The organism is Kribbella speibonae (assembly GCF_004331375.1).
Classification (GTDB): Bacteria; Actinomycetota; Actinomycetes; order Propionibacteriales; family Kribbellaceae; genus Kribbella; species Kribbella sindirgiensis.
Genome location: NZ_SJKC01000001.1, coordinates 701,203 through 723,421, shown reverse-complemented (window position 1 = coordinate 723,421; position 22,219 = coordinate 701,203). Strand labels below are relative to the sequence as shown.

The following is a 22,219-nucleotide window of genomic DNA, read 5'->3' as shown; positions in this document are numbered from 1 at the left end:
GAATGCCGCGGAGTCGAGGGTTGTCCTTCGTGTTCGGAACAGTACTAGGAGCGATCGGGTCGTCGCACGCAGCCACGACCCGATCGCTCCGAGTGTCGGATCAGAACGCCCCGGCGCCGTTCGGCGTACCGAGACCGGTCGGACCGTCCCAACCCGTACGGGCGTTGCACCACTGGGTTGTCGGGCAGGTGCCGTTGCTGCCGCTCGTCACGTCGAACAGCGAACCCGGGTGGGCGTACGGCAACGCGTTCGCGTACCCGGTCGTGTTGCCGGACAGCGCGTAGACCGCCGCGATGATCGGCGCGGCCTCACTCGTCCCGCCGAACTGCGCCCAGGTCGACGCGGTCTTGCTCGTCGGGTAGTAGATCGCCATGCCGCCCTTGGACGGATCGGCCGCCGCGGACACGTCGGCCATCGCACGCTTCGAGCAGCCGGTGCCGAACGACGCGGCGCCCGGCAGTGCCGTGTTGTACGTCGAGCAGCCCGAGCCGGCGCCGCTCCACACGGACTCGCTCCACCCACGAGTGTTGCTGGCGGCAACCAACGACGTACCGCCGACGGCCGTCGTGTACGACGAGGACGCCGGGTAGCTACCGCCCTGGTAGCCGTCGTCACCGGTGGAGGCGGTGACCGCGATCCCCGGGTGGTTGTAGTAGGCGCCGTACGTCGCGTCCGACGCGTCGCCACCGCCGTAGCTGTTCGAGATCGCGACGACGCCGGCCTGCTTGGCGGCGGTCTGCACCGCGGTGCCGAGGTCGGCGAAGCTCGCCGAGTTGGCCTGGACGACGACGATCTTCGCGTCCGGCGCGGCGGCCGACACCGCGTCGACGTCGAGCGCCTGCTCACCGGCCCAGCCGACGTTGAAGCGCGGCAGCGACGTACCGCCGGTCTGGTTGATGACCTTCAGGCAGCCGTTGGCCGTCGTACACGCCGACAGACCGAACTGGGAGCGGTAGACGCCGAGGTCGCGCTCCAGGTTCGGGTAGCCGTAGGCGTCGACGATCGCGACCGTACGGCCGCCGGCGCTCAGACCGTTCAGCTTGTAGGCGTCGCGCAGGCCGGTCGGGGTCAGACCGGTCGCGGGCGGCGCGGTGGCGGCCGGCGCGACGCCGTCCGGGTTCACCAGCTTCACCGCGTTGCAGCTCGCGGTGTGCTTGGCCTTCGCGTCCGAGCAGACGCGGGCGGCGTGCTTGCCGGCGGTGTACGGGGACGGGGCCGCGGTGGCGCCCGACGCCGTCAGTGTTTGGGCGGTCAGTCCTGCGACGGCGAGTGCGCCGACGCCCAGGGCGGACACGAGAATCCGTTGCCTCAACTGGACTCCTCGAGGTTGAGCAGGCCTCCGCGCACAGGTCCCGTTTCGGCCGGTGGGCGGAGGCCGGCTTGTTTTGGGGGTGATCGCATCGTGCGTCCGCCGGAGCACCGGAAGCCAGCGATCGGACCGCTGACAAATGTCATGGGCGAACCCATGACAGCCGCCCTGTCGAGGGCCGGATTTCCGCGTGATCGAGGGGTCACCGAGGGTGTTTCGGACGGTGAAGGTTTCCCCCTGAGTTTCCCCAGGCCCGACCCTTGACACGGTTTCAGCACGCACGGCTATGCTGCCGGGATCTCTGAGAAATCGATTTCCCTGCTGGAGGCTCCGTTATGGAACAGCCCCGAAGCATCACTCGACGACACTTCCTCCAGGTCGGCGGAGGTACGGCGCTCGCCGCATCGCTGGCCGCCTGCGGAGGCGGTGGCAGCGGTGGTGGGGCGTCCACGAAGGAGCTGTCGTTCGTCTACATGGGAACGGCCGAGCAGCAGGCGACCTGGAACAAGCTGTTCGCGAAGTTCACCGAGCAGCACCCCGAGATCAAGCTCAAGGCCGAGGGCATCCCGCTGTCGAACTGGGGCGACTTCTTCAACAAACTCTCCACCCGGATCGCCGGCGGTCAGGTGCCGGACGTCATCCAGATCGCCACCGAGGGCCAGCGGCTGTTCGCCTCCAAGGGCCTGCTCGCGCCGCTCGACGACTACATCAAGAAGGACCAGTCGACGATCGACGAGTACTACGCCGACATGGACCCGAACCTGATCGAGTGGGACAAGAAGTACGCCTCCACCGACGGCAAGACGTACTACCTGCCGGGCGAGTTCAACACGATGTGCATGTGGTACTCGAAGGACCTGTTCGCGAAGGCCGGCGTACCCGAACCGACCGCGAAGTGGACGTGGGACGACTTCCGGCACGCGTGTGAGCAGATCAAGGCGAAGACCGGCGCCTTCGGGTACGCCGCCGACTCGGCGTACTTCGCCGCGATCATGCCGTGGCTGCTCACCAACGGGACCAGCAGTTTCTCCGAGGACTGGTCGACGCCGACGTACGACGATCCGCGCGTGATCGAGGCGGCCGAGTTCAACCGGAAGCTGGTCGCGGACAAGCTGTCCCCGCCGCCGGGCGGGACGTTCGACGCGTTCACCGCGGCCGCGCAGGGCAAGCTCGCGATGTTCGGCGGCGGCCGCTGGCCGATCATCAGCATCCGGAACCTGAAGGCGACGCAGAAGATGGGCATCGTGCCCTGGCCGACGAAGGTGCGGCAGGGCTCGCCGGTCGGCTGGAACGGGTACCCGATCCTGAAGGCGTCGAAGAAGAAGGACGACGCCTGGACGTTCATCAAGTTCCTGATCTCCAAGGAAGGCTCGTCGACGTTCGCCCAGCTCGGCGGCACCATCGTCCCGGCCCGGAAGTCGATCGCGAACAGCCAGTCGTTCCTCGAGGACGCGCCGAAGGGCACCGAGTACCTGTACCAAGCGCTCAGCTACGCGACCCCGATCCCGTCGCCCGACAAGGGCGCCGCGATCCAGAAGGCGATCGAGGACGGCTGGAAGCAGGTGCTGACCGGCAACGCCGCACCGGCCGACGCGCTCGGCAAGGCCCAGACCGCGCTGGAGGGATTGGTCTGAAACCCCAACGTCGTGACTGGCTGCCGGGGTACCTGTTCATCAGTCCGGCAGTCCTGCTCTTCGTCGTCTTCGTCGCCGGGCCCCTGGTCGCCGCCTTCGCACTCAGCCTGTTCCACTGGGATCTGCTGAGTACGCCGGAATTCGCGGGCCTGGACAACTTCAAGCAGCTCGTCACCGACGGCGCCACCGTGCGCGCCGTGATCAACACGTTCGTCTTCGCGCTCGCGTCGGTCGTGACCCATATCGGGATCGGGATGCTGCTCGCGCTAGGCGTCCACCGGACGATGACGCGCGGAACGAAGTACTTCGTCAGAACCGCCTACTTCTTCCCGTTCCTGGTGTCCTGGGCCGCGGTCGCGCTGATCTGGAAGTACGTCCTGGATCCGGCGTTCGGGCTGGCGAACTACTACCTCTCGTCGACGACGAACTGGCTCGCCTCGCCGACGCTGGCGTTGCCGACGCTGATCGTGGTCGACTGGTGGCACACGATCGGGTACACGTTCATCATCCTGCTCGCCGGTCTGCAAACCGTGCCGGCGCAGCTGCACGAGGCGGCGCGGGTGGACGGCGCGAACGCGTGGTGGCGGTTCTGGAGCGTGACGCTGCCGGTGATGTCGCCGACGATCTTCTTCGCCACGGTGATCACGTTCATCGGGGCGTTCCAGATCTTCGACCCGATGGTGATCATGACCCAGGGCGGCCCGGACGGCGCGACCCGGAGCATCGTGCAGTACACGTACGAGAAGGGCTTCCAGTCCTTCGAGGTCGGGTACGCCGCGGCGCTGTCGCTCGTCCTCTTCGTGGTGATCATGGTCGTCACCGGCCTCCAGTTCCGCCTCAGCCGACGGTGGGTGCACCAGTGAAGGGCAAGCTGCTCGACCTCGTGCTGGTGCTCGGCGGCGTGGTGATGATCGCGCCGCTGGTGTGGCTGGTCGTGAACGCGTTGTCGGAGCCGATCGACGCGTTCCAGTTGCCGCCGCGGTGGATCCCGCGGCCGCCGACGCTGCAGAACTTCCAGCAGGTGCCGGACCTGATCCCGTTCGCGCAAATGACGTGGAACAGTCTGCAGATCGCGGTCATCACGACGTTCGGCGCATTGCTGACCAGTGCGCTGGCGGCGTACGCGTTCAACCGGCTGCGGTTCCCGGGGCGGGACCAGATCTTCTCGGTTCTGCTGGCGGCGCTGGTGGTGCCGGTGCAGCTGACCGTCGTACCGATCTTCATCATGATGCGCTGGCTGCATCTGGTGGACACGACGGTCGCGATCTGGTTGCCGGCGTTGGTGAACGTGTTCGGGATCTTCTTCCTGCGGCAGTACATCGCGTCGATCCCGCGAGAGCTGGACGAGGCGGCGATCATGGACGGCGCCGGGCATTTCTGGATCCTGTTCCGGGTGATCCTGCCGCTCGCGCGGCCGGGCCTGACCGCGCTCGGGATCTTCGTCTTCGAGGCGTCCTGGAACAACTTCTTCTGGCCGTACATCTTCCTGTCGTCGCCGGAGAAGATGACGCTCCCGGTCGGCCTGGTGTCGCTCCAGGGCGCGGTCGGCGGCGGCCCGGCCGTCGTACTCTTCGCCGCGATCACCCTGGTGGTGCTACCGATCCTCGTCCTCTTCCTGATCTTCCAGCGCTCCTTCATCGCCTCCATCGCGTCGACGGGCCTCCGGGCGTGACCTATCTACCCGCCGCGTTCCGAGCGCTCTGGCACGAACTCCCCCTCCTCGCCACCGCCGGTGCCACGACCTGCGCCGGCGCTGTCCTCGTCGTTCTCCTCAGTCCAGGGCTGTCACCACTGAGCGTCCTAGTGGGCGCGTTCGTCCTCTCACCCATCTGGGCAGCTGTTGTCGCGACGACAGATGCGGTGGTTTTGGAGGACCGTGGTGGTGTGACAGCACTGTTCGGGAACCTGCGGAGGTACGCCGGCGCGGGGCTGGCCGTGGGGTTGGTGCCGGGTGTGGTGGTGGCAGTTGCTTTGGCCAACTGGCAGCTGTACTCAGGTCCGGTGTTTGCGGTGCCGTTGGTGGTGAGTGGGTGTGCGAGCGTGCTGCTCCTACTCGCCTCCTGCTACGCCTTCAGTCTCCGGGTGACAGCCGGCCTGCGCGGCAAGACTCTCTGGTTCACCGCACTCCACCTGGTAGCCCGTGCCCCGCTGGTGCCACTCGGCGTACTCGCACTCGTCTTCGTGGCTGTGCTGCTCGGCACCTCAGTCACAGCATCTCTCCTACTGCTCGCCCCCGGTCCGGTGGCGTTGTTCGCCTCTGCTGGTACATGGACGGAGAAACATGCACTACACCGGTGAGAACCTTCGACACTTCGCACTGCCGCTGGGAGGTCTCGGCACCGGCACCGTGGCGCTGGCCGGCAACGGCGCGCTGCGGCAGTGGCAGCTGCACAACATCGGCAACCACGAAGGACACGTACCGGACAGCTTCTTCGCTCTCCGCCTGTCCCGGGTGGAACCCCCGCTGGACGAGATCCGGCTGCTCCAAGGCCCACCGTCCGAGCCCACCAACACCCCACTCGTGACCGATGACGTGATCCCGCCTGCCGAACGCCGGCTGCAGGACGTCATCCAGCCGATCGGCCCTACGCAGATAAGTGCGACTTATCCCCAGGCTCATGTGGACTACGAGACGGACCTGCCCATCAAATTGAGTCTGGACGTGTTCAACCCACTGGTGCCTTCCGACGCGGCCGCCAGTTCGCAGCCGGTCGTCGGGTTCACGTTCACGCTGCACAACCCTGGTGACATCGCGGTGCACGGCAAGCTCGCCGGTGCACTGCAGAACTCGGTCGGGTGGGACGGCGTCACCCCAATCGACGGCACAGCCAGCAGCTCGTACGGCGGCAACACGAACCGCGTCCGCCGGACCGACGACTGGACCTACCTGGTGCTCGAGAACACCACACTGCCCGTCGACCACCCCGGCGCCGGTCAATTCGTGCTTGCAACCGACGCCGCTGGACTGGTGTGTGCGCAGTGGACCCGACCCGAGGAGTTCGTTGCCTTCCTCAACGGTCCCGTGACCCCGGCGAGCGGCGCGAGCGCACCTGGGACCACCTGGAACGGCGGGCTGGCAGTCCCGTTCGACCTCCAACCGGGCGAGACGACCCAGGTCCGGTTCCTGATCGCGTGGCACTTCCCGAACCGATATGTCGACTTCAACCAGTTCGGACCGCACACGGCGTACGGACACAGCCGCTTCTGGCTCGGCAACGCGTACACCCGCCGTACGCCGGACGCCGTCGCCGCGGCCGACTCCTTCATCGCCAACTGGTCACAGCTGCACACACAGACCACAGCGTGGACCGAGGCGTTCGAGCAGAGCAGCCTGCCCGGCGAGGCTGGTGCGCGGCTAGCGGCGCTAGTGGCCGACGTACGGAGCCCAACCGTCTTCCAGACCGCGGACGGCGACGTACTCGGGTTCGAGGGCGTGCTGGGCGCGTCCACCGCGATGTGGGGCGGCCGGTACGGCGGCTCGTGTCCGCTCAACTGCACGCACGTGTGGAACTACGAGCAGACGTTGTCGCGCCTCTTCCCGTCGCTGGAACAGAACATGCGCGACACGGAGTACGACGTCATGCAGGCGCCCGAGGGGTACATCCCGCACCGGGTGCGCGCGCCGCTCTACATGAAGCAGCTGTGGGACGTGGTGATCGGCGGACCGGAAGAGCCGGCGCTGGACGGGATGCTGGGCAACGTACTCAAGACCTACCGCGAGGTGCGCCAAGGAGCCGGTCTGGACTGGCTGCGCGGACGCTGGTCGAACGTAGTGCGTCTACTCGACCACATCCACGGCAAGTGGCTGCGGGACGGCGTACTGCGTGGCATCCAGCCCAGCACGCACGACATCGACCTGTGTGGCGTCAACTCGTTCATGGGCACGCTGTGGCTCGCTGCACTGCGTGCGGCCGAGGAGATGGCGCTCCTGCTCGGTGAGGACGGCAAGGAGTATCGCAGCCTGTTCGACACGGGCAGGACGGCGTACGACGAGCTGCTGTTCACAGGCGAGTACTACCGGCAGATCCTGGACCCGGACGAGACCCGTGACTTCCAGTGGGGCGACGGCTGCCTCGCCGACCAGCTGATCGGGCAGTGGTGGGCGCACCAGCTCGACCTCGGCTACCTCCTCCCGGAAGACCACGTGCGTACGGCGCTGCGCAACGTCGTACGGCACAACCTGCGGACCGGGTTCCGCGACTTCGACCACCCGTACCGCGTCTTCGCCGACGGCGACGACACCGGCCTCCTCATGTGCACCTGGCCCCACGGCGGCCGCCCCGACATCCCCACGAGGTACTGCGACGAGGTCTGGACCGGCTCGGAGTACCAGGTAGCCGCCCACTGCCTCTACGAAGGCCTCACCGACGAGGCGATGTCCATCCTGCAGGGCCTCTGGAACAGGTACGACGGCACCCGCCGCAACCCCTTCAACCCCATCGAATGCGGCGACCACTACATCCGCAACGCCGCCGGCTGGTCCACCCTGGAAGCACTCACCGGCTACCACCACAACGCCATCACCAAAACCATCACCTTCGTACCCCTGCCCATAGCCCGCTCCGCCAACACCTGGCAATTCCCCTTCACCACCAACACCGGCTGGGGAGTCGCCACGGCGTCCGACGACACCCTCACCATCACCTGCCACGCCGGCACCATCGACGTACAGGAGATCCACGCCGACGGCACGCCGTACCCCATCGACGCCCCGATCCACCCCGGAAAACCCTTGGTCATCACGACAACCTGACCCCTACCGTCGAGCGCATGTCCCTGGTCGAACAAGCACAAGCGCTACAGGCCGAGGCCCAGGAGCTGTACAAACTCCTGGACCTCGGCACCGCGTTCCTGTGGGAGCCGGTGCTGATCGGAAGTGCCCTGTCCGGGCTGATGGTCGACCGCGACCTCGACGTCATGTTCGACGCACCGGACGCGACGACCGCCGCCGTCCTCAACGGTCTGGTCACCCTGGATCGTCGCGTGGGCTTGCGCAGCGTGGACTTCCGGGACGAGCGCGGGGACCGTCGGCCGACACCAGCCATCACCGACGAGCGCTTCTACGCGGTGCTGCACACCGACACCTGGAAGATCGATCTGACGTTCTGGTTGCACGTGGTGGAGCGGCCGCATGTGGGGGATGCGTTGCGGTTGACGCGGGTGACGGACGTGCAGCGGCGGCGGATTCTGGAGTTGAAGGACGGGGACGGCGAGCGGGACAGTTCCGCGATCTACGCGCCGTACTGGGGGAATAGAAGAGTGCCGGCCGTCCGGCAACGCCACCGGACGGTCGGCACTCGCTTAGAGGAGTCCTAGTTCTGTGGACTCTTGGTCGGTGAAGAGGCGGGAGCGGATCAGGAAGCGGACGCCTTCGGGGGCCTCCACCGAGAAGCCGCTGCCGCGGCCCTTCACCACGTCGACGGTGAGTTGGGTGTGCTTCCAGTACTCGTACTGGTTCGCGGACATCCAGAAACCGATCGGCCGGTCCACGCCGTCGACGACCAGATCACCGAGATGCACGTCCGCCGACCCCGTACGAAATTCCCCGTCCGGGTAACACATCGGCGCACTGCCGTCGCAGCAGCCACCGGACTGGTGGAACATCAGCGGACCGTGCATCCCGGTGAGGCGGCGCAACCACTCCGCCGCCTCGTCGGTGAGCAGCACCTTCGCGACCACTCAGAAGAACCCGAGTTTCGAAGGGCTGTAGCTGACCAGCAGGTTCTTGGTCTGCTGGTAGTGGTCGAGCATCATCTTGTGGTTCTCCCGGCCGATGCCGGAGTTCTTGTACCCGCCGAACGCCGCGTGCGCCGGGTACGCGTGGTAGTTGTTCGTCCAGACCCGCCCGGCCTGGATCTCCCGGCCGGCCCGGTACGCCGTGTTGATGTCCCGCGACCAGACGCCCGCCCCGAGTCCGTACAGCGTGTCGTTGGCGATCTTCATCGCGTCGGCGTAGTCGTCGAACCTCGTCACCGCGACGACCGGGCCGAAGATCTCCTCCTGGAAGATCCGCATCTTGTTGTCGCCCTCGAAGACCGTCGGCTGGATGTAATACCCGCCGGACAGGTCCCCGCCGAGCTCGGCGGGCGCGCCACCGGTCGCCACGCGGGCACCCTCGGAGCGACCGATCTCGAGGTAGGCGAGGATCTTCTCGTACTGGTCGTTGCTGGCCTGCGCGCCCATCATCGTGTCGGTGTCCAGCGGGTTGCCCAGCTTGATCGCCTGGGTGCGCCCGACAGCGTCGGCGAGGAACGAGTCGTAGATCGACGACTGGATCAGCGCCCGCGACGGGCAGGTGCAGACCTCGCCCTGGTTCAGCGCGAACATCGTGAAGCCCTCGAGGGCCTTGTCGTAGAAGTCGTCCCGGGACGACGCGACATCGGCGAAGAACACGTTCGGGCTCTTGCCGCCGAGCTCCAGCGTCACCGGGATGATGTTCTCGGACGCGTACTGCATGATCAGCCGGCCGGTCGTGGTCTCGCCGGTGAACGCGACCTTGGCCACTCTGTTGCTCGAGGCAAGCGGTTTGCCGGCCTCGACGCCGAACCCGTTGACGATGTTGACCACACCCGGCGGGATCAGGTCGGCGATCAGCTCCATCAGCACGTGGATGGAGGCCGGGGTCTGCTCGGCCGGCTTCAGGACGACGGCGTTACCGGCCGCCAGCGCGGGCGCCAGTTTCCAGACCGCCATCAGGATCGGGAAGTTCCACGGGATGATCTGCGCGACCACGCCGAGCGGCTCGTGGAAGTGGTACGCGATCGTGTCGTCGTCGATCACCGACACCGAGCCCTCCTGGGCCCGCAGCGCGCCGGCGAAGTACCGGAAGTGGTCGACCGCCAGCGGCAGGTCGGCGGCCAGCGTCTCGCGGACGGCCTTGCCGTTGTCCCAGGATTCGGCGACCGCGAGCAGTTCGAGGTTGGCCTCGATCCGGTCGGCGATCTTGTTCAGGACGTTCGCGCGTTCGGCCGGCGACGTCCGTCCCCAGCCCGGCGCGGCACCGTGGGCGGCGTCGAGGGCGCGCTCGACGTCGTCCGCCGTACCGCGCGCGATCTCGGTGAACGCCTGACCGGTGACGGGCGTCGGGTTCTCGAAGTACCCGCCCTTGACCGGCGGCACCCATTCGCCGCCGATGTAGTGCTCGTAGCGCGACTTGTACGTGACCGGGCTGCCATCCTGCCCCGGAGCTGCGAAGATCGTCATTGGTTCTCCTTCGGATACCCGACGTTGAACCGAAGGTAGGAGAATGAACGTTGCACCGACGTTGCAGCGTGGAGTGAGGCGGCATGGACGCACCGGATCAGGCCCGCCGGTTGAGTGAGTTGTACGACGAAGTGCTCGGCGGCGGCCGCGCTACGGCCGACCCGCGCCCACTCGTCGCCGCTTCCTGGGAGCGCTCTCTGGCGGCGGCGGTGGATCCCGAGCTCGACGCGCCGCCGGTGATCGTCGATCCGGACGTGGTCGCGGCGCTCCGCGAGAACCACCCGTTGCAGGCCGTCCTCCCGGTGCTCCGGCAGACGCTGACCACGATCGCCGACGAGGCGTCGCACATCATGATCATCACCGACGCCCAGGGCACCATCCTCTGGCGCGAAGGATCGTCGGAGGTGAAACGCCAGGCCGACCGGATCGCGTTGTCCGAGGGTGCGATCTGGTCGGAGGAGAAGATCGGCACGAACGGCATGGGTACGTCGCTCGCCGTCGGCCGGCCGGTCCAGATCCACTCGGCCGAGCACCTGGTCCGCCGGATCCACGAATGGACCTGTGCCGCCGCGCCGGTCCACGATCCCGATACCGGCAAACTGCTCGGCGCGGTCGACGTCTCCGGACCGCTGCGCACGGTCCATCCCGCGATGGTCGCCCTGGTGACCGCGGCGGCTCAGCTCGCCGAAGGACAGTTGAAGGTCCGGATGGCCGCCGCGGACGAGATGCTGCGCGCCCGCAACATGAGGCACCTGATGGCGCTCGGCGACGCACCGGGCGCCTTGCTCACTCCGACCGGCCGCGTGCTCGCGGTGCAGCCGCTCGAATGGTTGCCCGACCGCCTCGTCGTACCGGACGGTGCGGATCGCATCGACCTCGGCGACGGCCGCGAAGGTCTGGTGGAGCGTCTGGACGAGGGCTTCCTGCTCCGCATGCCCGGTACGCCGGTCCGCCGGACGCGACCGTCCTTGCGGTTGAAGCTGCTCGGCGCGGGCCAGCCGATCGCGATCGTCGGCGGCCGCGAGATCGCGCTGACGTTGCGGCGCGCCGAGGTACTCGCACTGTTACTACTGCAGCCGACCGGACTCACAGCCGAGCAGCTGATGCTCCAGCTGTACGGCGACGAGGGCAACCCGACCACGGTCCGCGCCGAGATGCACCGCCTGCGGAACCTGCTCGGCGGCGGCGTCCTCGACACCAAGCCGTACCGCATCATCGCGGACGTCACCGGTGACGTGACCGAAGTACAGAAAGCCCTCCGCAGCGGCGACCTCCCGAAGGCCCTCGAGCTGTACGCCGGTCCGCTGCTCGCCCGCTCCGACGCGCCCGCGCTGCGCTCCGAACGCGACGAAATCGACGCCACCCTCCGCCGCGCGCTCCTCGACGCCGGCAACGCCGACCTGCTGTGGCAGTTCGCGCAGACCAGCACCGGCGCCGAGGACCTGGAAATCTTCGAGGCCCTCGCCGCTGGCCTGCCGACGGACGACCCGCGCCGGGCCGCCGTCTCCGCGCGCCTCACCAGACTGCTCGACTGACTTACTCGCGGCCGACGAGGATCCACATGTAGTCGCGGTTCTTGGTCGGGAACGTGGCGGTCTTGTTGCTGACTTCCTTGGTCTTCTTGCAGTCGCTGGTGGTGTACTTCCAGCGCACGACCTGGACCCGCCAGGACTGCTTCAGCTGGTGCAACCGGCGTACCTTGCCGGCCGGAACCTCGGCCGTGTACGACCAGCTGTCGGTCACGGCGTGAGACTTCCCGACCGTCTTGGAGTACTTGTTCTGGATCTCGGCGATCACCAGCGGGATGCTCACGCCGAGGTCACCAGACCAGGACGAGTTCGACTCCGAGGTGGTGGTTTTCTGGTAGGTGATGCGGCCGGGACCTTCCATCCAGTCGCTGTACAGGTTGGTCCCGACGTACACCTCGTGCCCGCCTCGTGCGTACCAGTAGACCGTGCTGGTGTTGCACTTGGCCGCGGCCGCCGTCCCGGCCGGCACCACCACACCGGTCGCGATCAGTACTCCAGCAGCGATTCCCCGACGAAGACGCATGGCTCTCTCCCACCGAAACCGATTGACAGGTACTGCGGTTGCAGTGGTTAGAAACTTACGGATCACTGGAGGTCAGGCGCAACGAACCTTCTGTAACACTGTGTGTCGATTTGGTGACAGCGGCAAGTGGCGGCGTGACGAGCCCTACACAGACATGACTGACGGGTAACCGACCAATAACATCGCTGGTATGCAGATCCTCGCCATCGTCGTCTCGCTCGCGATCGCCGCTGTCGGTGTCGCGTTGTTCGGCAAGACGATCGGGCACATCGTGTCCGTCATCAAGCTTGGCCAACCGGTCAGCCGGACCGATCAGCCCGGGCAGCGCTCGGTCACTCTCGCCAAGGAGACGCTGCTCCACACCCGGATGCTGCAGTGGAGCCACATCGGCGTCCTGCACTGGTTCGTGGCGTTCGGTTTCATCGGGCTGTTCCTCAGCCTGGTGACGGCGTTCGGGCAGCTGTTCGACCCGCACTGGGCGCTGCCGGTGATCGGCCACTGGTTCGTGTTCGAGTGGGTCAGCGAGTTCCTCACCTGGACCGGTCTGGTCTCGATCATCGGGCTGATGGCGATCCGGTTGCGCAACCTGCCGAAGGGCGAGAAGGGCCGCTACAGCCGGTTCTTCGGTTCCACCGCCTGGCAGGCGTACTACGTCGAGTACACGATCCTCGGCGTACTGATCTGCATCCTGCTGCTCCGCGGCCTCGAGTACGAGCTCGGCGCCGGGACCAAGTTCCACTTCCCGGGCACGTGGTTCATCGGCACCGGGCTGTTCGGCGGCCTGTCCGAGAACGCGCTGGAGAACACCGTCTACCTGGTCGCGATGATCAAGATCCTGATCTCGTTCGCCTGGATGATCACGATCTCGCTGAACGCGACGATGGGTGTCGCGTGGCACCGGTTCACCGCCTGGCCGAACATCTGGTTCAAGCGCAAGGCCGATGGTGGTACGGCGCTGGGCGCGCTGCAGCCGATCATGGTCAACGGCGCTCCGATCGACTTCGAGAACATCGACGAACTCGACGAGGACGCGGCGCTCGGGGTCGGCAAGGTCGAGGACTTCACCTGGAAGGGCCTGCTCGACTTCACCACCTGCACCGAGTGCGGGCGGTGCCAGTCGCAGTGCCCGGCGTGGAACACCGACAAGCCGCTGTCGCCGAAGCTGATCATGATGGGTCTGCGCGAGCACGCGTACGCCAAGGCGCCGTACCTGCTCGCCGCTGAGGACGACCGCAAGTCGCTGTCCCAGCTGGTCCTCGACGAGCAGGAGAAGCCGTTGGTCGGACCCGCGGACGTCGCGGTGATCGACGAGGAGGCGCTGTGGGCCTGTACGTCGTGTGGCGCGTGCGTGCAGCAGTGCCCCGTCGACATCGAGCACGTCGACGCGATCATGGACATGCGCCGGTACCAGGTGCTGATCGAGTCGTCGTTCCCGTCCGAACTCAACGGGCTGTTCAAGGGCCTGGAGAACAAGGGCAATCCGTGGAACATGAACCCGTCCGGCCGGATGGACTGGGCCAAGGACCTGCCGTTCGAGGTCAAGCAGGTCGGTTCGGACGTCGAGACACTGGACGAGGTCGAGTACCTGTTCTGGGTCGGCTGCGCCGGCGCGTTCGAGGACCGCGCGAAGAAGACCACGCAGGCGGTGGCCGAGCTGCTGAACATCGCGGGCGTTTCGTTCGCCGTACTCGGTGACGGCGAGACGTGTACGGGTGACCCGGCGCGGCGATCCGGTAACGAGTTCGTGTTCCAGCAGCTCGCGATGCAGAACGCCGAGGTGTTCAAAGAGACCAACGTGCGCAAGGTCGTGTCGACGTGCGCCCACTGCTTCAACACCTTGAAGAACGAGTACTCCCAGCTCGGCGTCGAGCTCGACGTCATCCACCACACCCAGCTGCTGAACCGGCTGGTCCGCGACGGCAAGCTCACCCCGGTCGCGCCGGCCGACAGCTCGCTCAACGGCCAGAAGATCACGTACCACGACCCGTGCTACCTCGGCCGCCACAACCAGGTGTACGACGCCCCGCGCGAACTGCTCGACATCATCCCGGGCGCGGAGTACGCCGAGATGCCGCGCAACCAGACGAAGTCGTTCTGCTGCGGCGCCGGCGGCGCGCGGATGTGGATGGAGGAGAAGCTCGGCACCCGGATCAACCTGAACCGGACCACCGAGGCGGTCGAGACCGGCGCCGACAAGATCGCCACCGGCTGCCCGTTCTGCCGGGTGATGCTGTCCGACGGCCTCACCGCCAAGCAGGCCGACGGATCGGCCCGCGAGACCGTCGAGGTCCAGGACGTCGCTCAGCTGCTGCTCGCTTCTGTAAAACGTGGCGAAAGCTGACCTGCAACTAGCTGCAAATCCCTTCCGCCCCAGGTGGTCCAGACCATAAGATCCACCGTCTGCATCACCTGGGGAGGAAAACGCATCATGAAGTTCCGCGCCGCCGTGGCCACCGCGGCCGCCGTACCGCTCGCCCTCGGCCTCGCCGCCTGCGGCGGAGAACCCAAGGCCACCGGTTACAAGCCAACGACCCCGGCCACCACGACCGCCGCACCGAAGCCGGTCGCCACCAACACCGCCGCACCCGCGAAGGTCGCCCACCTGAACCGCGTGACGTTCGTGTCCGCGATGACATCGGCGGTCAGCAAGCAGAAGGCCTGGCACACGGTCGGCACGGTCACCGCTCAGGGCTCGACCCTGATGACGATGGACGGCTACCAGACCACCAACCCGGTCGCGATGTCCATGGAGATGTCCGGCGCGGCCTTCCAGGGCAAGACCGCGAAGATCGTCGTGATCAAGAAGACCGCGTACCTGTCGATCCCCGGGCTGACGCCGGCCGGGAAGTACAAGAAGGTCGCGTCCGGCCTGAACGACCAGCTGACCGAGCTGATCGAGGGCGGCGACCCGACCAAGATCTACAAGTCCTTCGACAAGAGCATGGTCGACCTCAAGTTCGTCCGCACCGAGACGATCGGCGGGCAGCAGCTCGACCGGTACGCCGTGACCGTGAACACCGCGAAGGCGCTGGCGCTGCAGGGTAAGAAGGTGCCGGCCCAAATGCCGAAGACGCTGGTCTACTCGATGTGGCTGGACAAGTCGCACCTGGTCCGGCGGATGACGTTCGACCTCAGCGGCGTCTCGATGGTGATGACCATGAGCGACTACAACAAGCCTGTCACCATCACCGCACCGCCGGCGAGCAAGATCGTTCAATAGGCCGGAATCGGTCATTTTCCCACCCTGTTGTGTGAACTTCTCGTAATCTCCCGTTACGGATGTGATCACCTCAGGATGATCGGGTGGGTGGGTGCCGATGCCGACTACACGACGCAACTTCCTTACTGTCAGCGGAGCAGCGGCGGCGCTCGCGCTGAGCGGCAGTCTTCCGGAGATCAAGACCGCCGCGGCGGGATGGACCGGCCGGGCCGACCGGCGGGATCCGTTCACGCTCGGTGTCGCGTCCGGCGATCCGTTGCCGGACGCGGTGGTGATCTGGACCCGGCTGGCCCCCGATCCACTCGCGCCGTTCGGCGGGATGGACCGGCGGCCGGTCGAGGTGCAGTGGCAGGTCGCGGAGGACGAGCGGTTCCACCGCATCGTCCGCTCCGGCACGGCCAGGACCGGTCCCGAAGCGAGTCACTCGGTGCACGTCGACGTACGGGGACTCCGTCCGTGGCGGCACTACTGGTACCGCTTCCGCGTGAACGGGCAGCTCAGCCCGGTCGGCCGGACCAAGACCGCGCCGGCGTACGACGCTGTCGTACCTGAACTGTCGCTGGCCTTCGCGTCCTGCCAGGCGTGGTGGGAGGGCTGGTACACGGCATACGCCGATATGGCGAAGCGCGACCACGACGTGGTGTTCTTCCTCGGCGACTACATCTACGAGTTCGGGATCGACCGCGGCATCCGGCCGCATTCGAACGAGCCGTACATCACGCAGCAGACCGTGACGCTGGACGAGTACCGGCAGCGGTATGCGGCGTACAAGCTGGATCCCGATCTGCAGAGCGCGCACGCTCGGGCGCCCTGGATCGTGACGCTCGACGATCACGAGGTCGTCGACAACTGGGCCGACGAGGCGCATCCGAGTGCGCCGCCGGCCCAGTTCCGGGTACGCCGGGCCAACGCGTTCCGCGCGTACTGGGAACACATGCCGCTGCGGCTCGCGCAACTGCCGAAGGGCCCGGACATGCAGCTGTACCGGCGGATCAGGTACGGGCGGCTCGCGGAGTTCAACGTGCTCGACACGCGCCAGTACCGGTCGGACCAAGCGTACGGCGACGGCACGAAGGCGCCCGGTCCGGAAACCAAGGACCCGGCGCGCACGATCACCGGTGACGCGCAGGAGAAGTGGCTGCTCGACGGCTGGGCCGCGTCGCAGACACGCTGGAACGTGCTCGCGCACCAGACCGCGATCGCCCGGCTGGACACGAAGGACGGGCCGGAAGTGCTGGTCCCGATGGACACCTGGGACGGGTACGAGGCGTCGCGGAACCGGATCCTCGGCGGCGCGGTGCAGCGCAAGGTCCGCAACCTGGTGTCGATCGCGGGCGACCTGCACCGCAGCGTGGCGTCGGACCTGAAGCTGGACTTCGACGATCCCGCGTCGGCGGTGGTCGGCGCCGAGTTCGTCGGTACGTCGATCACGTCCGGGATCGACGGTCAGGACCTCGATCCCGGCGGCGCGACGTTGCTGCGGGAGAACCAGCACATGAAGTTCGGCAACTTCCAGCGCGGGTACGTCAGCTGCTCCGTCACGCCGCAGCGATGGATCTCCGACTACCGCGTCGTCGACAAGGTGTCCGTCCAGGGCGGCACCGTGAGCACCCGCGCCAAACTCCTCGTCGAGGACGGCCGCCCCGGCATCGCGGAGGTACAGAAATGAGGATCCCCCGACAGACCGTCGTCGCGGCCGGCACGATCGTCGCCGCCGCCCTGCTCGGCTCCAGCTCGATGCCTGCGGCAACCTCCTCAGACGTTTCAGTGAGTGTCGCACCGGAACAACTGAGCGTTGTCGGCCTTCCGTGCTTCCCCAGCACCCTCAACCTGACGATGACGAACACCGGCAGCCAGGACCGGTACGCCGACCTGACGCTCGAGCCGACCGGTCCGCTGCAGCTGTCCCGCACGCTCTTCTCGTCGTGGCTGCCCGCAGTCGACCCCGATCAGCCGGTGTCCGCGCCGGTCGAGGTCCGGGTCCCGCGCGACACCAAACCCGGTGCGTACAAGATCGGCGTCGAGGTCGACCGGAACCGCCTGACCGTCCCGGTGACGGTCGAGCCGCTTCCGTCGAAGGGCCCCGGCGACAACCTCGCACTCGGCGAGCAGGCGACGGCGTCCTCCACCCACGGCAACTTCACGCTCTGCGGCGCCGTCGACGGCGACAAGGACCCCGAGCACTGGGACACCCTGACCGGCTGGAACGACGGGACCCGCGCAGTCTTCCCCGACACGTACGACGTCGCGCTGTCAGTGCCCGCCACCGTGAACCGGGTGGAGCTCTACACGCTCGACTCGGTGAAGTACCCGGCCCGGCTCAACGGCCTCCGCGACTGGGATGTCCAGGCGAAGGTCGGAGGCGCGTGGCAGACCGTCGCCCAGGTCCGCGGCAACACCCTCGGCCACGTCACGACGACCTTTGACCCGGTGCAGGCGGAAGCTGTACGCATCCTCTGCCTCGACGGCAACGACCACACCTACTCCCGCATCGTCGAACTCGAGGTCTACGGAACCTGAACCTTGCCTCCTGCAGAAGCCATCGCGCTCGCGTTCGATCTGGGCAGACCGAACGGCGGCCTCGTCCACGTCCGGAGCGGCGACGCGGACACCTGGCAGCTGAACACCTCAACCGGCAGCTACTTCGTCAAGGGGTATCTGCCGGCTGTGGATGTGCATGAACTGGCGGCCGCGATGGCGTTCGAGCGCCGGGCTCTCGCAGCCGGCGTGGACATGCCGCAGCCGATCACGCCGACCGACCCTGTCCTTGGCTGGGTGACCGTCGTCGACGATCGATTGTTCCGGGTCTACCGATGGGTCGAGCACCGAACGCCCGAGCCCGATGTCTCAACCTGGCTCGGCCGGACGATGGCGCAGATCCACCAACTGCAGCCGCTCGGCCAGGCCGCCTTGCCTCAGTGGTGGCAGCAAGCCGTCCATCCGCCAGAGACCTGGGAGAACTGGTTCGCCAAGGCCCGCGACCGTGAATGGGCACCAGGAACTGACAGCCTTCCCCACATCCTCGCGATCTCCGCGCGCATCACCGACCTGTGCAACGACGTACCGGACCTCGTGACAACCCACGGCGACTTCAAGCCCCACAACATCGTCACGTCTCCATCCGGCCCCGTCCTGGTCGACTGGGACACAGTCCGAACCGACAGCGCAGCCCTAGAGGCCGGCAGATCAGCGTACATCTTCGGACGCGGCAACCCCGAGCAAATCAACCAAATCCTCACCGCGTACGCCGCAGCCGGCGGCAAACTCGAATGGGCCGGCCAGAACCTCTTCCTCAGCGTCGCCAGAAACCTCATCCAGGTCCTCGCCGACCACCTCCGCGTAGCCCTCGGCGAAACCACCCCAGCCCGCTGGATGGGCGACCACACCGCAGTCGAGACCACCATCACCAAAACCCTGCGGGACCTACCCAGCACCCTCAACAAACTCCACCGAACAACACAAGCGATCGACTTAGAGAAAAGACAAGGGAAAGAGATTTAGGGAGGTGGCGCGGCTCCGGCGGTCGGCTGGTGACTTCTGAATGACCCTCTTAGTCTGAAAGACCGAAGTGCCGCAAGGTGCGCGCGGCAACCGCATGCGGCTCGATCCTGCTGGTGTCGATGACCAATTCGTCCAGATCCGCGGCCTCAAGACGCGCCGCGATCTCGTCGCATCGCTCCAGATGCCACTCCAACGCCGACCGCTGACTCGCGGTGTACCGCCCGCGCAGTCGTTTCCTGGTGACGTCGGCATCGGCGGTAAGGCGAACCATCCGAACAGGCTGCTCGACCGCAGCCTCATAGCGCTCCCGAGCAGCCGTCGTACTGATCACCCCACACATCACCAGCTGCCGCGGCCCCACCGAGCGATAACCCTTCCAGACCGCGGCGATGTTCTGTGCCTCGATCAAAGCATTGTCCTGCTCAGCAGGCGGCCAGGACCGATGGAACCAGTCCACATCCATCAAGCTGAACGGCCTGCCGGCCTCCGCAAGGAGATCCCCGGCATGCTCGAGCGCCGACGACTTGCCGACCCCGAACCCACCATTCAGAAAGATCGCGTAGTCGGTGCTCATGCGGGGGTGAGGCGCCAGTAGCCGAGTGGGTTGTAGAAGATGTCGTCGCTTTCGTGGCGGTCGTCCGGGTAGTGGTGCAGCAGCCAGCGCGGCGAGTCCTCGGTCAGGCGGAACCCTTCACCGTCGGCCATCTCGGCAGCCCGCTCGTCGGTCAGCAGGTACATCGCCAGCGTGTCCATCAATGTCACGCAGTCCTCGACCTCGTCATTCGTGGTCGGGGTGGCGACCAGCTCCACGTCAGGCGCGCCGAGCAGATGCATGCCGCAGCTGTAGAGCAGCTCGCCGGTGGAGATCGGCCGCTTCACGGTGGCCCGATACAGCACACCGGCCAGCTCGTCATCCGTTGTCGCGGCAACCGCCTCGTCAGCCAGGGAGAGCCACCGCTCCCGGCCGTGCGTGATCCCGTTGCTCTCGTTCTTCACAGCCGTAGCGCCGGACTGCAGGAGCGCAGCCGTCAAGGCCAGCGCCTCGCGCGAGACCCCCAACAACATCGGCCGCATCAACTCCGGCGGCATGGTGAATGCCCGCATAGGCCGGGACAGCACGTACGCAACACCGTCATGCTCCTCGACCGCCTCCCAGTCGGCGTCAGTGAAGCTGACCCTGGCAAGAGATGCCTCGAACGCCCGAGTCATCTCCGGATCGTGCCCCTGCTCGGAGTACTCCTCATCAAGAGCGAACCCGGCCGTCCCGCCCACCTCGGCCGCAACCTTCTCCACCACACCAAATTCCAACCCAACCCCAAGCACACAAAGCACCGGCCGCGGCAGCAACTGTTCAAACTCCTCAAGCATCCCGGGATGCTACCGACACCCCTAGGTCACGCACCCTGAGTTTGCACCCCACGATCGAGCGCTTGTTTGCCTCATTCGAACAGCCGCGCTCACTAGCCTGACACCACGAAGTGTTCATAAGCATGCCGCCATCCTGAACCGGACACCCGCGCGCTGGCCGGCCGAGCCTTCCCCACATTAACCAAGGCCCAGTGCCGGGGGTCATGCCCCTGGCCTGGCCTTCGGAGTGGAGCGTGTGACGGGAATCGAACCCGCACTGTCAGCTTGGGAACAGAATTGTCCGCACCGGCCGACTGCGCCTCAGGCGAGGTTGTGGTGACCGTGGTTGGCCGTTGCGGACCATGATCGGCCCTGGCGTGCGGCACGCGGAGGGCACGCCGACGCTCTCATCCGTAGGCCGCAGAAGACCGGCTAGTTCTGCGCAGTCCGTATTATCGCTCGGCTCTGGGGATCTTGCAGCACGCAGCAAGGGAATGCCAAGCTCGGCGTCATGACGGACAAGCGCGCCGACATATTCCTCACTTGGATGGGACTCATCGACAGTTACACGCTCGACCGAGCGCGGAAGGACCTCATCCAAGACGAGCTCGACTTCGAGCCGCACCCGGGTGCGTGGGGCATCCGCCCGCGAGGCGAGCACCGTACGAAGCACGCCGGCGGCGATGACAGCGGCCAGTGGGTCGTCGAGTGCGACTGGGACCTTGCGACTGACGAGTTCGACGGCAAGCCGGTCGTGATGCCCATGACAACCATCAACTGGCTGCTCAACCACTTCGGCGCCGCGCCTGGCCTGTTCGCCGAACTCGAGATCGTCGGCGGCCCCACCACCCCGACAGGCGAGATCTACGGGCGCATGTGGGGCCACACGATCATTCCCACCGTTGACGAGGGCCTAGCGCGCTTCAACGACGGCTGGGCCGCGCTCAAGGAAGCACTCAAGAACACGACCGACGAGATGCTCGACCGGGACTACCCGGGGCATCCCTGGCGGCGCGGCGACCACGCCCTCGCGGCGATGCTCAATGAGGTGAGCCACCACGGCACGCAGATCTGCATGGTGCGCGACATCTACGCCAACCGTTATGGCAGGACCCGTAGACGCTGAAGCGGCCGACGCTGACGCTCGCCGAGGTCTATCGAATCGCTAGCGGGATTGCGCCTCGCTATCGAGCGCTTGTTTTGTTGGCCGCGATGGGCAGTCTCCGATGGGGCGAGCTGGCCGGACTTCAACGGCGTGATGTGAGCCTGACCCATGGCGTTGTCAAGGTACGTCGGGCAGCCGTGGAACTTCCCACCGGAGAACTCAGGATCAGACCGCCGAAGTCGGACGCCGGCATTCGAGACATTCACCTGCCGGAGCTCGTGATCGAGGATGTGCGGTTGCACTTCGAGATCTACGTCAAGGCCGGTGCCGCGTCGCACGTGTTCACCGGGGCAAAGGGTGCGCTGCTGCGCCGATCGAACTTCCAGCGAGCCTGGTGGAAGGCTGTGACCGCCGCCGCATCGGGCACGTAACGGCACACCGCCGGTTTCGGGCCGCTGAAATGACTCGGCCCCAGGTCGAAGATGTGCCTCTGACCCGGGGCTGAGCTCTGGAGCGGGTGACGGGAATCGAACCCGCACTGTCAGCTTGGGAAGCTGATGTTCTGCCATTGAACTACACCCGCGCGGCCGGTCTCCCGACGGCGGTGATGAGCATAGCTGATCCTGGGGGCCGGAACCACGCCGGGTCCGCGTGCCGGGCGGTCCGGGCGGACCTACCGTGGAACGACCGGGTTGTTGCGGCGTCAGCAGCTCTGGCCCGGAAATCGGTGCCGAACGCATCGAAAAGAGGGGATGGACGGTTTGCCGTGGGGGTTCTTGGGCAGTTTTTCACAAAGGGCACGTTCAGGACTGGGCAGGTTCGTCATCTTCTGGCAGATTAGAACGCGT

The 22,219-nt window shown here is 66.6% G+C and carries 20 protein-coding genes and 1 tRNA gene; 14 read left to right on the top strand and 7 right to left on the bottom strand.

Annotated features, from left to right (window positions below):
- Positions 1-100 precede the first annotated feature (100 nt).
- A complete protein-coding gene (locus E0H92_RS03675; protein ID WP_131495381.1) occupies positions 101-1,312 on the bottom strand; it encodes a S53 family peptidase in 1,212 nt (403 codons plus the stop codon).
- A gap of 332 nt (positions 1,313-1,644) precedes the next feature.
- On the opposite strand from E0H92_RS03675, the gene E0H92_RS03670 reads away from it, so the two are divergent.
- The 6 genes from E0H92_RS03670 to E0H92_RS03645 all read left to right on the top strand — a co-directional run bounded on the left by E0H92_RS03670 (position 1,645) and on the right by E0H92_RS03645 (position 8,259).
- Positions 1,645-2,943 (top strand): extracellular solute-binding protein, encoded by a 1,299-nt coding sequence (locus E0H92_RS03670; RefSeq protein WP_131464548.1) that lies wholly within the window; start codon positions 1,645-1,647, stop codon positions 2,941-2,943.
- A gap of 197 nt (positions 2,944-3,140) precedes the next feature.
- Positions 3,141-3,806 carry a carbohydrate ABC transporter permease gene (locus E0H92_RS03665; protein WP_238173301.1) on the top strand — a complete coding sequence of 222 codons (666 nt, stop codon included), beginning with the start codon at positions 3,141-3,143 and terminating at the stop codon, positions 3,804-3,806.
- The gene (locus E0H92_RS03660; protein WP_238173300.1) at positions 3,803-4,615 is read left to right on the top strand and encodes a carbohydrate ABC transporter permease; all 813 of its coding nucleotides are present in this window, start codon (positions 3,803-3,805) and stop codon (positions 4,613-4,615) included. The genes E0H92_RS03665 and E0H92_RS03660 overlap by 4 nt, the downstream gene beginning before the upstream one ends.
- A 212-nt stretch (positions 4,616-4,827) precedes the next feature.
- On the top strand, positions 4,828-5,241 hold the full coding sequence (locus E0H92_RS03655) for a hypothetical protein (RefSeq protein WP_131495380.1): 414 nt from the start codon (positions 4,828-4,830) through the stop codon (positions 5,239-5,241).
- Positions 5,225-7,696: a GH116 family glycosyl-hydrolase gene (locus E0H92_RS03650; RefSeq protein WP_131495379.1), complete on the top strand. Its 2,472-nt coding sequence runs from the start codon at positions 5,225-5,227 to the stop codon at positions 7,694-7,696. The genes E0H92_RS03655 and E0H92_RS03650 overlap by 17 nt, the downstream gene beginning before the upstream one ends.
- Positions 7,697-7,713: 17 nt before the next feature.
- On the top strand, positions 7,714-8,259 hold the full coding sequence (locus E0H92_RS03645) for a hypothetical protein (RefSeq protein WP_131495378.1): 546 nt from the start codon (positions 7,714-7,716) through the stop codon (positions 8,257-8,259).
- Here E0H92_RS03645 and E0H92_RS03640 read toward each other — a convergent pair.
- Together E0H92_RS03640 and adh are read right to left on the bottom strand one after the other, a co-directional pair.
- Positions 8,245-8,622: a DUF779 domain-containing protein gene (locus E0H92_RS03640; RefSeq protein WP_131464529.1), complete on the bottom strand. Its 378-nt coding sequence runs from the start codon at positions 8,620-8,622 to the stop codon at positions 8,245-8,247. The genes E0H92_RS03645 and E0H92_RS03640 overlap by 15 nt on opposite strands.
- A complete protein-coding gene (adh, locus tag E0H92_RS03635) occupies positions 8,623-10,146 on the bottom strand; it encodes an aldehyde dehydrogenase (protein WP_131464526.1) in 1,524 nt (507 codons plus the stop codon). It abuts the gene before it with no gap.
- Between the two features lie 83 nt (positions 10,147-10,229).
- Between adh and E0H92_RS03630 the strand changes: the two genes are divergently transcribed.
- Positions 10,230-11,681 carry a GAF domain-containing protein gene (locus tag E0H92_RS03630; protein WP_131495377.1) on the top strand — a complete coding sequence of 484 codons (1,452 nt, stop codon included), beginning with the start codon at positions 10,230-10,232 and terminating at the stop codon, positions 11,679-11,681.
- Position 11,682: 1 nt separating this feature from the next.
- On the opposite strand, the gene E0H92_RS03625 is transcribed toward E0H92_RS03630, so the two are convergent.
- Positions 11,683-12,198 carry a hypothetical protein gene (locus E0H92_RS03625; RefSeq protein ID WP_131495376.1) on the bottom strand — a complete coding sequence of 172 codons (516 nt, stop codon included), beginning with the start codon at positions 12,196-12,198 and terminating at the stop codon, positions 11,683-11,685.
- Positions 12,199-12,388: 190 nt separating this feature from the next.
- Between E0H92_RS03625 and E0H92_RS03620 the strand changes: the two genes are divergently transcribed.
- The 5 genes from E0H92_RS03620 (at position 12,389) to E0H92_RS03600 (ending at position 18,919) form a co-directional block, all read left to right on the top strand.
- On the top strand, positions 12,389-14,539 hold the full coding sequence (locus E0H92_RS03620; protein ID WP_131495375.1) for a (Fe-S)-binding protein: 2,151 nt from the start codon (positions 12,389-12,391) through the stop codon (positions 14,537-14,539).
- 87 nt (positions 14,540-14,626) lie between these two features.
- Entirely contained in the window at positions 14,627-15,418 is a 792-nt protein-coding gene (locus E0H92_RS03615) for an SCO4651 family lipoprotein (protein WP_131495374.1), read from the top strand.
- A gap of 97 nt (positions 15,419-15,515) precedes the next feature.
- Positions 15,516-17,087, top strand: coding sequence for an alkaline phosphatase D family protein (locus tag E0H92_RS03610; RefSeq protein WP_131495373.1), 1,572 nt, complete (start codon positions 15,516-15,518; stop codon positions 17,085-17,087).
- The gene (locus tag E0H92_RS03605) at positions 17,084-17,938 is read left to right on the top strand and encodes a galactose-binding domain-containing protein (protein WP_131495372.1); all 855 of its coding nucleotides are present in this window, start codon (positions 17,084-17,086) and stop codon (positions 17,936-17,938) included. Before E0H92_RS03610 ends, E0H92_RS03605 begins: the two co-directional genes overlap by 4 nt.
- 3 nt (positions 17,939-17,941) lie before the next feature.
- Positions 17,942-18,919 carry a phosphotransferase enzyme family protein gene (locus E0H92_RS03600; protein ID WP_131495371.1) on the top strand — a complete coding sequence of 326 codons (978 nt, stop codon included), beginning with the start codon at positions 17,942-17,944 and terminating at the stop codon, positions 18,917-18,919.
- Positions 18,920-18,968: 49 nt separating this feature from the next.
- Here E0H92_RS03600 and E0H92_RS03595 read toward each other — a convergent pair whose 3' ends face one another.
- Together E0H92_RS03595 and E0H92_RS03590 are read right to left on the bottom strand one after the other, a co-directional pair.
- Complete coding sequence (locus tag E0H92_RS03595; RefSeq protein WP_131495370.1) at positions 18,969-19,493, bottom strand: hypothetical protein; 525 nt, start codon at positions 19,491-19,493, stop codon at positions 18,969-18,971.
- Positions 19,490-20,212: a hypothetical protein gene (locus E0H92_RS03590; protein WP_131495369.1), complete on the bottom strand. Its 723-nt coding sequence runs from the start codon at positions 20,210-20,212 to the stop codon at positions 19,490-19,492. The genes E0H92_RS03595 and E0H92_RS03590 overlap by 4 nt, the downstream gene beginning before the upstream one ends.
- 565 nt (positions 20,213-20,777) lie before the next feature.
- On the opposite strand from E0H92_RS03590, the gene E0H92_RS03585 reads away from it, so the two are divergent.
- Positions 20,778-21,392 carry a DinB family protein gene (locus E0H92_RS03585; protein ID WP_131495368.1) on the top strand — a complete coding sequence of 205 codons (615 nt, stop codon included), beginning with the start codon at positions 20,778-20,780 and terminating at the stop codon, positions 21,390-21,392.
- Between the two features lie 86 nt (positions 21,393-21,478).
- Positions 21,479-21,802 carry a site-specific integrase gene (locus E0H92_RS03580; RefSeq protein WP_165549682.1) on the top strand — a complete coding sequence of 108 codons (324 nt, stop codon included), beginning with the start codon at positions 21,479-21,481 and terminating at the stop codon, positions 21,800-21,802.
- 78 nt (positions 21,803-21,880) lie between these two features.
- Here E0H92_RS03580 and E0H92_RS03575 read toward each other — a convergent pair.
- Positions 21,881-21,954: transfer RNA gene (locus E0H92_RS03575), tRNA-Gly, on the bottom strand.
- Between the last annotated feature and the right edge of the window lie 265 nt (positions 21,955-22,219).